General features: G+C 31.5%; 10 protein-coding genes and 1 tRNA gene. 1 reads left to right on the top strand and 10 read right to left on the bottom strand.

The genetic code is table 11. The features are described 5' to 3' along the window. Positions 1-180: 180 nt before the first annotated feature. Positions 181-1,419, top strand: coding sequence for a DNA cytosine methyltransferase (locus tag HT586_RS00165; RefSeq protein WP_203545918.1), 1,239 nt, complete (start codon positions 181-183; stop codon positions 1,417-1,419). A 9-nt stretch (positions 1,420-1,428) separates the two neighbouring features. Here HT586_RS00165 and HT586_RS00160 read toward each other — a convergent pair whose 3' ends face one another. The 10 genes from HT586_RS00160 to HT586_RS00115 all read right to left on the bottom strand — a co-directional run bounded on the left by HT586_RS00160 (position 1,429) and on the right by HT586_RS00115 (position 11,318). Continuing rightward, positions 1,429-2,472 carry an HNH endonuclease gene (locus HT586_RS00160; protein ID WP_203545917.1) on the bottom strand — a complete coding sequence of 348 codons (1,044 nt, stop codon included), beginning with the start codon at positions 2,470-2,472 and terminating at the stop codon, positions 1,429-1,431. Between the two features lie 23 nt (positions 2,473-2,495). After that, positions 2,496-3,332, bottom strand: a complete 837-nt coding sequence (locus HT586_RS00155) for an HNH endonuclease (RefSeq protein ID WP_203545916.1) — start codon at positions 3,330-3,332, stop codon at positions 2,496-2,498. Then, positions 3,329-4,783: an AAA family ATPase gene (locus tag HT586_RS00150; RefSeq protein ID WP_203545915.1), complete on the bottom strand. Its 1,455-nt coding sequence runs from the start codon at positions 4,781-4,783 to the stop codon at positions 3,329-3,331. Before HT586_RS00150 ends, HT586_RS00155 begins: the two co-directional genes overlap by 4 nt. Before the next feature lie 61 nt (positions 4,784-4,844). After that, positions 4,845-5,324 carry a 23S rRNA (pseudouridine(1915)-N(3))-methyltransferase RlmH gene (rlmH, locus tag HT586_RS00145; protein ID WP_203545914.1) on the bottom strand — a complete coding sequence of 160 codons (480 nt, stop codon included), beginning with the start codon at positions 5,322-5,324 and terminating at the stop codon, positions 4,845-4,847. 299 nt (positions 5,325-5,623) lie between these two features. Beyond that, complete coding sequence (locus HT586_RS00140; protein WP_203545913.1) at positions 5,624-6,415, bottom strand: MBL fold metallo-hydrolase; 792 nt, start codon at positions 6,413-6,415, stop codon at positions 5,624-5,626. 17 nt (positions 6,416-6,432) lie between these two features. Further along, entirely contained in the window at positions 6,433-7,224 is a 792-nt protein-coding gene (locus HT586_RS00135) for a two-component system regulatory protein YycI (RefSeq protein ID WP_203545912.1), read from the bottom strand. Further along, positions 7,224-8,537, bottom strand: a complete 1,314-nt coding sequence (locus HT586_RS00130; protein WP_203545911.1) for a YycH family regulatory protein — start codon at positions 8,535-8,537, stop codon at positions 7,224-7,226. The genes HT586_RS00135 and HT586_RS00130 overlap by 1 nt, the downstream gene beginning before the upstream one ends. Next, positions 8,530-10,368, bottom strand: a complete 1,839-nt coding sequence (gene walK / locus HT586_RS00125; RefSeq protein ID WP_203545910.1) for a cell wall metabolism sensor histidine kinase WalK — start codon at positions 10,366-10,368, stop codon at positions 8,530-8,532. Before walK ends, HT586_RS00130 begins: the two co-directional genes overlap by 8 nt. Positions 10,369-10,374: 6 nt before the next feature. Further along, positions 10,375-11,076: a response regulator YycF gene (yycF, locus tag HT586_RS00120; RefSeq protein WP_203545909.1), complete on the bottom strand. Its 702-nt coding sequence runs from the start codon at positions 11,074-11,076 to the stop codon at positions 10,375-10,377. Positions 11,077-11,245: 169 nt separating this feature from the next. Then, positions 11,246-11,318 (bottom strand) — tRNA-Asp (locus HT586_RS00115). Positions 11,319-11,333: the final 15 nt, after the last annotated feature.

Raw genomic sequence — 11,333 nt, 5'->3', positions numbered from 1 at the left:
CTCCTTATGTTATAGAGAACGTATGTTCTGTTTAATTCTACTATTTTTAAATAAATTTTAAAAGAATTTAAACTTAATCGTTTAAATATTCAAATAAAAATTTAGAATTTAATTTATGGCCTTAAGAACAAACGTTTGGTATAATATTATGATAATTATTATACTGAAGGAGATTTAATGATGGCTAAATTAAAATTGGCAACTGTTTTTAGTGGTATTGGTGCTATAGAACACGCCTTAGAAAGATTAAATGTTCCTTACGAAATCATATTTGCGAGCGATAACGGTGATAGAGATATTGATATAGACGAACTAAGTGTTAAAGAACAATTAGCAAATTTAAAAGATTTTAATCAAAAAAAAGAGTATATAGATAATATTTATTCACAAACTAGAAAGACAAACTTTGTAGAAAAATCATATTTAGCAAATTATGATATAAACCAAAAAGATTTTCATCAAGATGTAAGATTTATTGATGGAAGTCAATATAGAGGAAAAGTAGATTTATTTGTAGGTGGTAGTCCTTGCCAATCTTTTTCAATGGTAGGTAAACGTGGTGGCTTTGAGGATACGAGAGGTACTTTATTCTATGAATATGCCCGATTAATTAAAGAAATTCAACCTGAAGTTTTTATTTACGAAAATGTAAAAGGTGTCATTAGTCATGATAAAGGGAATACATGGACAATAATGCAAAATGTCTTCGATCAATTAGGATATACTTGGCAATCTACAGTTTTGAATGCTAAGCATTATGGTATTCCACAAAATAGAGAAAGATTGTTTGTTGTTGGATTTTTAAATAAGGCACATGGTCACAACTTTTCATTCCCTACTCCTATTGAATTAACAAGCGTAATGGCTGACTATTTAGAAAATAATGTGGCGGAAAAATATTATCTTGGAAAAAAGGGGATAGATTTTGTTATTAATGAAAAAAATCTTAATAAACAATATACTCAAATTAATGGGGACATAGCTGTATGTCAAAAAGCTAATCAACAATTTAATTGGCATGGAGATTTTAGATTTGAACCTATCGATTCAATTGAAGGTAAAGAAATAGAAGAAAAATATTTTTTATCTGAAAAAGTTGTAAATTACGTTATGGCTTCTGGTACCAAAAACTTTTATTCAAGACCTGAGATAGATTTAGATATAGCTCGTCCTTTATTATCTACTATGCACAAGATGCACAGAGCAGGTGTAGATAATTATGTAACAACCCAAGGAAGAATACGAAAATTAACACCTAGAGAATGTCTTAGATTAATGGGATTCTGCGACTCTTTTGACATTGTAGTTTCAGACACACAAATATATAGACAGTCAGGTAATTCAATCGTTGTAAATGTATTGATGAATATATTAATTTCTATTTTCAAAAGTCAAAATAAAGAGGCCGCTATAAAATAGTCGGCCTCTTTATTCTGTAAATTTTTCTACACCATTATATACATTTATTCTATGATATGATAAGTAATATTCGCGTTTTTCATTAATAAACCTGTTTATATCAGTGTTCATTCCAGTATAAATACCCAACCTTTTTTGATTCATAGGAGTTATGAATTCAGATACTACTAATCGACCATTGTTCTCGAAAGTTATTAATCCCTTATCGAAAAGAGCATCATAAGTTGGACTCAATGAAAAACCATTATTGGGATCTATCTTCTCATTATCCTTGCTCACCGCCCAAGGTTTTATATGAGATGCTATCAATAATCTCTCATCGTTAATCTTTGTGAATGGACAATAAGGCATATCTTCTAAAAGTTTTTCACGATACTTACCTTGACCTACTCTTGCCTTAGTAAGTTGATTTTTCTTACTCTCAGACTGATCTGATAATTCGATTTTTTCAATTTCTTGTTTTTCAATCGAAGTAAGGGGTTGATCTTTAACTATTTCATTTGAATAATTTACTATGGGTTTAAAGTAGTAATAAATTTTTCCATCGCTAATCCGACTCAATTTTAATATTGAAATATATGAAATATTAGGAATACCTATTTCTCTAAGATTTTTATAATAAATAGAATCAGAATTTATATATACTCTAGGAGGTTTTACATTCGACCTATAAAATGTGAATTCTAGTTTTTCAGGATAGGTACTTATTAATGAGTACAAATCGTCCCACTTTTCAGGTAAAGAATTTGTAATGTCTTTAATAAGTTTTACTCCATTTTCAGTTTTTTTACCATAATAAATTGATGATGGTTCTTTAAATTCTTTTTTTGCATTCTCAAGAAAATCTAAAAAATCCCTTTTGAGAAAAAAAGAGTTATACTCTCCCACGAATGTATTAAAAAAGGAAGAAATATTATCCGAGAAATTACCAACATATAATTTTGCTTCACCATTTCCAGTTCCGGTTTTATTAATAAGAAAAGAGTCTGCTAAAGTAATATTATTAAGCGCATCTAGAACTCTATATGTTTCATCCAATATTTTTACTTCCATTCTACACCCCTTAAAAGTTTTAATTAAAATACTTCATCAATATCATATTTCATTAAATGATTGTAAAACCAATCATTTTCTCCGCTAATTTCATTATACAATGAATATTTCCAAGTATTCTTGTTATGAGCATGCTTTATTATCTCTTTAAGATCACTCTTTAAAACACTATATCCATCTACATTCGCAATTCTTTTAAAGCTATGAAAACTATCTAATAATTCATCTATTGCTAATGAATTATACGTAGAAGATATATTATACCTTTCAAATGTATTATTTACTTTTTGAAATAATTCAGTATCTTCAAACTCAGATTTATCCACATAAAATTCTAATTTTAATGGTTTACACCTAAATAGCTTACATTTTAACCAATTTATACTCTGTATATTATCATAGTATAAATGAACTAAGGAACCAACGACCGTCCCTTTATCATCATTACACTTAAAACATATTGGTAGTAAGTTTAATGGATTTATAGCCAAACTAGGATATTTAGACTTGGGCAAATAGTGATCTAGATTATTCGCTTTCGCTGTCTTACAATAGGGGCATATTTCACTTTTGTTATAACTAAGCATTTTGTCATAATAATTTCTTGCTGTCTGTCCTTTTTTTGAAAATTTATTTTCATACATTTTTATTAATAGATTTCCTACTTCTTCATCTATAACATTTTCTTTAAATAATTCTATATTATTTTCCTCAAGTAATGAATCATATAACATGTATATTCTTTCTAATTCATCAGCACTACTTAACAATAGTTGTTTTTCTGTTTGGTTTCTTAAATTATCAGTGCAAGATATAAGAATCTCTTGTTGAGAGAAGGTTGGCTTGTTGATGTAAATCATTCTTTATCACCAAATTTTCTTACTAAAATTCTTAAAAGAGACTTAGCCTCCATTCCTAAAGCAAAATTATAATCTTCTAGAATTTGATCATATTTTTTGCCTTCCTTAGCACTCATTTTCAGATCATTGTAAAAGCCCGTACGTTCTATTTCGTAGTTAAATACTTCTCTTGTTAGTATTCCTATATTTTCACCATACGTATTAATATTTGGCTTTTTTATTATTCTTTCCCCTTTATGTAACTCTATTATGTGGACACATTCTTTATCAATCTCTTGCATAACAACCGGAGAATGCGTAGATACAATACATACACCATTTTGTTGCATTAGAATATGAGATATCGTTCTAATATACGTCGCTAATAATGGGGGATGCAAATATGACTCTGGTTCGTCTAGTAAAATTAAAGTTTTTTCAACTACTAAGTCGATTAACTTGGTAATTGTTAAAATTATAATTTTATGTCCCGAACTGAACTTTTCAAAAATATCCACTAATATATTCTCATCATCAATTTTTTCCTTAATGTTAGCTTCTTCAATTAATAAATCAGTTTCTAATAATTCCATTGCTTTACACCATCTAGTTTTGCTATGTATACCTTTTGCTTTTATATTTTTCATACTATTAATAAAATCTTTTGTAAAATCTTCACTATTCTTATTTTCAACTTTATTACATCTAGTATATTTTTTTACCCCGATATAATCATAATTACTTAATGAATCATCAAATAACTTTTGGCTGTCTAATTTTTGAAAATTATCAAATATGCTAAAAGAGATAAAAATTGCATTTCTAAAAAAGTCTTTATCATCACTTTTTTTTAAATAAGTGAAACTGGAATATCCTAAGAAATCAAATAAAATATCTGTAAGAAATGTTGTTTTACCTAATCCATTGCTTCCTATCAAACCATGTAAGTTACTAGCTGGTTTGGAATAAGGATTGACTCTAAACTCCGTCTGCATTTTATCTTTGTGATAAAAAAAGTGAAACTTCTTAAAGGTGCCACTATTATGTAATATTCTTCTAAATTGTTCCTTTATTGTTTTTTCGTATGTAAATCTAAAAAGTGATTTTTGTGTTATTTCCAAATCTTTTACTTTTTCAAATAACTCTTCATTCATTGCTATGTCATTTAACTCTTTTAGAATAAAATCCTTATTTTTTCCTTCCAACTTATTAAGAGCAAGGTAATATTCTTTTTCTACACCTAGACTAAATATCTCTTCTCTATTGCCATTTATTATATCATTCATAGTTGTTCTATAGTTGCCTGTTAAAGTAGCAATTTTAACAACTCCAATATTAAGAACTTCATTTCCGTCATAATATGATAGTGAAAAAGTAGTAGTATAACCAAAATCATTCCAATTGTCACTCATTAAATAGAATCCTTTACCTTTATTATGTTTATCTCCATAGTTCAACTCATAGATTTTCATTTTTTACCCCTATTATTTTTTATTATTAACTAAGATATCAAATTCTAAGAAAAAAACCGCATCATTTGTGATAACTTTCCCCTCTAATAATCCTAAACCCTCGATACACTTGCTCAAGCAGTATCACCTTCATCATCTGATGCGGGAAGGTCATCTTGCTGAATGATAGGGCGTAGTTTGAGCGGTCCATAACGGATTGGTGCAGGCCATTCGATCCGCCGATGATAAAGGTCAGATGGCTTTTACCGGTATTCATCTTTTGTTCTATATCTTTTGATAATTGAACAGAATCTAGTTGTTTACCTAATATCTCAAGCGTATACACAAAGCTGTCATCTTTCACTTTAGATAGTATTCTATCCGCTTCTTTCTTCTTAGCAATTTCAATATCTTTCTCACTCATATTATCCGAATCTTTCTCATCCGTCACTTCAATCAATTCCATTTTTGCATACGCACCAAGTCGCTTCACATATTCATCCACGGCCATCTTCCAGTACTTTTCTTTCAATTTACCCACAGTTATTATCGTTATTTTCATTTTTATTCATTTCCTTTACAAAGTTATCCTACTTATCCACAGGTTACTCACATATACACATTTCACAATCCTATTATAATCATATTTTCATCATTAATAATAGTAAATGTAACATTTTACTCTGCATAAAAATAAAAAAAGATGCCCATTTTACTGGACATCTTTATACATTGTGTATAAATCGGTACTTATCCACAAAGTTATCCCTAGTTATACACATTTTTTCGTGAATAACATGACTTATCCACTTGTTAATAATTTATTTACTCGATATTTTTATTTATTTTGATATGTTACCACTAAATTTCATAAATTTTCGTCGGTACTGCTTTATCTGTATCATGTATCAGCACTTCATTCACTGTATCAATATCATGTTTGTTCAGCACCTGCTCAACACTCATACGCGCTAAGTCCTTCATATTGTTATCTTGTGATAAATGCGATAGATAGATGCGTTTGGTACTTCCTGTAATCACATCTCTCATCGCATACGCTGCATCTTCATTCGATACGTGCCCCATATCGCTTAATATACGTTGTTTCGTACTCCATGGATAGCGTCCCATGCGTAGCATATCTACGTCATGATTACTTTCAAATACGAAACAGTCTGATCCATGTATCATACCTTTCATACGGTCTGATACGTACCCTGTGTCTGTAATCACCGTTAACTTTTTATAGTTATTATTGAAGATATAGAACTGTGGATCTACCGCATCATGCGAAACATTAAATGATTCAATATCCATTCCTGCTAATGTCTTAATTTCATATGGATTAAAAATGAATTTCTGTTCATCTGATATTTTTCCATCAGCACGATTAATGCGTTCCCACGTCTTTTCATTCGCATATATCGGTAACTTATATTTTCTTGCAAGCACACCTAATCCTTTAATATGATCGATATGTTCATGCGTCACAAGTATCCCATTTAAATCTTCTATTTTACGGTCGATTTGTTCAAACAAACCTTCCATCTTCTTGCCTGTTAATCCTGCATCGACGAGTAGCGATCCTTTCTCACTTTCAACGTACACTGCATTCCCCGTACTACCACTTGCTAGTACTGACATATTAATCATCAAATCACTCACTTAATTTACAATATTGGTTGCTCTGGATTCACAGCATCTACATAATAAGTAGTCGCCGTACCATTTGCTTTTCGTACAGCGATTTGCCATGTTGGCTTCAGTACTTGTCCACGTACTTCTCGTACGATTGAATAGTATCCAAGCCTCACTGATGTCACTGTATCGCCACGTTCTAAAGCTGTTTTATAGTACAATACTTCAATCGCTTCTTTCGCTGGAATCACTTTTTTCTTTTCGTTATTCTTTCCTAATCCTTCTTGTATATCTTTAAGATAGGTTTGTTTATAAGTTGTCACTTCATTATTATCATTATATCGAAATGCGAGCTGTGCTTTATCATTATTTAGAATCGGGTACTTGCCATATACTTGATCAAAGTAAAGAGTATGTTTTTTTCTATCTATTCCACTAAGTGTATATTCTTTTCCTTTATCTATTTCAGTAATGATATACTCTTTTAATCCACTAATTATCGCATTTTCTTCGATTTTAGATAATTTTATTTTTGGTTTTACTTCGCTTGTTACGACTGTTTTTAATTCGTCGCTTTTCTTGTCAAAGTCAGCTGAGTTTTCTGTAAATCCAGCACTCTTTGCAGACATAATATTCATCATCACATGCTTAGCAGAAGGTAGTTCCGGCAACTTTATACCTTCTTCATCAAAATCAATACGCTCGTGTTTAGCATCTTCAACAATATTTGCACGTTGAACTTTCTCATGATAGATAAAGCCGAGCGCAATATTGATAATCAGGAATACAAAGATAAATAACGATGTGGCATGTTTCCAATCCATTATTTCAGCCTCCCATTATCATACTCTTTCCATTCATCATTATATTTAATAAACCATGCAGGTTTAAATGACAATGTTGACTGGATGGTTTCTTCATCTGAGCGTTCCATTTTGTAACCAATCATCATGTTCGATACACGTTCAAAATGATAATGTTTATTTGATGCTAATGAAAAACGTACTTCTTCAGCTGTCGGAAGTTGTTTGACTTTTTCTTTAGCCGGCACTGCAACACTTGTAGTATACAGTCCTCGTTTATATTCATATACGTTATCGTCTCCCCAAATAATATCTATCTCAGATAAGTTACGACGATTGAATACCGGATATCCTTTAAAGAACATTTGATACTTAATTGCACTATCCGCATCTCTTACTCCAAAATAACGATAATCATCCGTAAATCCGCGATGTTCACTAATAAAATTAAATGAATTAATTAAGTTATTCATCGGATTTGGTTTACCATGATCGACTTCTGATAAATTATTAAATTTATAGTTTTCATTATTCGTCATCTTTACAATACCTGTGTTTGAATTGTAAGTTTTAGAACGATTATTGTCAGAACGTTCAATGATACTATTTTTATCACCGAGTACCGCTTTATTAATGTCATCAACATTAATGTTATCCGCCAGATAGCTATATGCTTGCGTTTGTTTCGGTTTCTCCGGTACATACAAACTTGTCAATTCATCAGTCGTTCTTTCATTAGTAATAACGCCTATATAACTCTCCATCGATTTACGAGACGATCTTACCAATGTATTAAATGCCTTACTAGAACCATTTGTTTCAATCTCTAACATACGATTATCATTCGTCATCATATAAAGAATAAGATTTTGTTTTTTATGGCTATCAATAATGATGCGTTTAAATTGAGCATTACTATCCTCTTTTACAGTATCCTCTAAAATATCAGTCAAATATATAGCAACTGGTAAATTACCAGCATAGTCTAACATAACAAATTTATCTTTTAATGATTTCGACATATATGAGATACCTTGATTTTTATCGCTAATGTCTGAAACTTTTAAACTTGAAATACGTTTAACAAATTCAATTAACATATCCTTATCTGTTGTACCAAGTACATTATTATCTGAATATACAACGACTTGATAGGGTAGAAAAATACTATTGATATCATCTACATTTTTTGGACTAAGTGCTGTATTTGTTTTAGTAATAGACGTTTCGATATTGGCAAGGTTCGGTCTAAAGTTCCAGATTTTATATGTTAGTACGATACTTGATATGACAAGCGTTAACAAAATAATCCCTTTTAAGATACTTTTAAACATCCCAATCACCATCATCTAATACTTCGCATGGAAGTGTAATATATACTGATGTCCCGAAACCTTCCTTACTATTTGCCCAAATACGTCCATTATGTGCCTCAACAATCTCTTTACTAATGGCAAGTCCTAATCCGGTTCCACCCATCTTTCGTGTTCGTGCTTTATCTACTCGGAAGAAGCGGTCAAAGATTTTATCTACTTTATTTAAAGGAATTCCAATACCATTATCTTTAATTTGAATGGTCATGCGATTAAATAAAGTATTTTGTTTCACGTGGAATTCAACTTTTTTCTTACCTTTAGAGTATTTCAATGCATTGGTAATGACATTATCAAATACTTGTGTCATCTTATCAGGGTCAATTTCGACAAATATACCGTTTTTCGGTATATCACGGATAAATGTAGCATTTTTACCTTCTGACATTTCAAATCGATTGATAATTTTATGTATAAACATATTAAAATCAATCAGTTCTTTATTAAGATGATCATCTGTATTGTCCATCTTAGATAACTGCAGTAAATCATTTACAAGACGAATCATACGATCCGTTTCTTCACGTGTAACGCTTAAGAATTGCGGTGCTAAATCATCATCTTTCCATGCACCTTCTTCTAATGCTTCAATATAACTACGCATCGATGTAAGCGGCGTACGTAATTCATGCGAAACGTTGGCTACGAATTCACGACGTTCATTCTCAACATGGTGTTGTTCAGTAACATCATGTAATACAGCAATGTAACCCGTAATAAATCCAGTATCCTGAATAATTGTAGAGAATGACACACGTACTATTAACTGCTCTTTCTCATTAAGGTCAATAATGATACCACCAGCGATATCCTGTAATTCATCTAATGAATAATGCTCTTCGATATTTAATATATCTAATACGTGACGACCTTCTACTTCATCTTTATTCATATCGAGCATCTTTAAAGCCATTTCATTTACAATACGTACACGTCCACGTCTATCCGTCGCAATAACACCATCAGACATATGTGTAATTACAGAATCAAGACGACGTTTCTCACTTTCGGTATTTGCCTGCGCTTCCTGTACTCGTTTTGATAAATTATTAAATGTTAGAGCAAGTTCACCGATTTCATCGTTTCCATAAACTTTAACACGATTTGTATAATTACCTTTTGACATCTCTAATGCCTGATTACGCATATCTGAGATGGGTTTAGTAATCGTTCGTGCAATAAAGAACCCTAATATAATAGTAATTAATAAAGATAATCCTGTACCGATGATGAAGATACTGTTAATCTTCATAAGTTGCGTGTAAACCGGTTCAATTGATTCCTCAACATGGATAACCCCTAAAATTTTATTATTATCTTTGATTGGAAAGTTTTTAATCCAGACACGCACTTTACCGCCAGGGTCATCACGCAGTTTTACGCGATCATTCGTTTTCCCTAGAGATAATGATGTTTTAATCTGGCTATCATTAATCTTTTGATTAATACTCTCACGATTCGAATCGTTACTTGTCGCTAAAATAACTTCTGAATTATCAACATAGCGAATCGTATCGATTTCTGTACGCAATGCATATTCATCAACAGTCTTTTGAATCTCTCGTTGTATTCTATTCGGTGTTTTTTTATTTTCTTTATATATATTTCGTATATCATAGTTGATTGATTTTATTTGCTGGTTAATATTTGTTTCAAAATTCTTCGTTAACTCTTTTTCCAGGTTATTCGTAAAATATAAACCGATAATCTGCATACCGATGATAATAAGTAATACATAGATTACAACGAGCTTAATGTGTAAAGATTGAAGCTTTTTATATAACGTTTTCATTTTGCACTACTCCTGCGTTTGTAAAAAGTATCCTACACCACGACGTGTTACGATATATTCCGGATGGCTTGCATCATCTTCAATTTTTTCTCGTAATCGACGGATTGTAACGTCCACTGTACGTACATCTCCAAAATAATCATAACCCCATACTGTTTGCAGTAAGTGTTCGCGCGTCATCACCTGACCAATATGTTTCGCTAAGTAATGGAATAACTCGAACTCACGATGTGTAAGCTCGATATCTACGCCACGCTTTTTAATAGAGTAAGCTTCAGGATAAACAATAATATCGTTAATAACGATATCTGTTGACTCTTCTTTTTCTTCTGTTTGAGCTTGTGTATAATGACGACGCAAATTCGCTTTAACACGGGCAATTAATTCACGTGTTGAGAATGGCTTCGTTACATAATCGTCAGCACCTAACTCTAAACCTAATACTTTATCAATTTCAGAGTCTTTAGCTGTCAACATAATAATCGGCATATCATATTTCTTACGTACTTCACGACATACTTCCATACCATCACGACCAGGTAGCATGATATCTAATAATACGATATCTGGTTGCACATCATAGATAAGATCTACAGCATCATCACCGTCATAAGCAACATGTACTTCATAGCCTTCTTTTTTCAAGTTAAATTCTAATATATCTGCAATCGGTTTTTCATCATCTACAACAACGATTTTTCTCGACATTGGCGTCCCTCTTCTCTGGTAAAATTCAATAATACCCTACTCTATAATTTACCACTGTTTTGTACTTTTTTCTATAAGGTCGCATTTTATACGACATCACAAAAAAAGAAGCTAGACAAAAGTCTAACTTCTAAATATGAATGAGTAAGGCAATTGCCTTACTAATTAGCGGTCCCGACGGGAATCGAACCCGCGATCTCCTGCGTGACAGGCAGGCATGTTAACCGCTACACCACGGGACCTTACGTATTAAAATA

It is taken from the genome of Macrococcoides bohemicum (assembly GCF_016865215.1).
GTDB classification, from domain to species: Bacteria; Bacillota; Bacilli; order Staphylococcales; family Staphylococcaceae; genus Macrococcoides; species Macrococcoides bohemicum.
The sequence above is the reverse complement of the archived record's forward strand: the minus strand, read 5'-3'. Positions and strand labels throughout refer to the sequence as shown.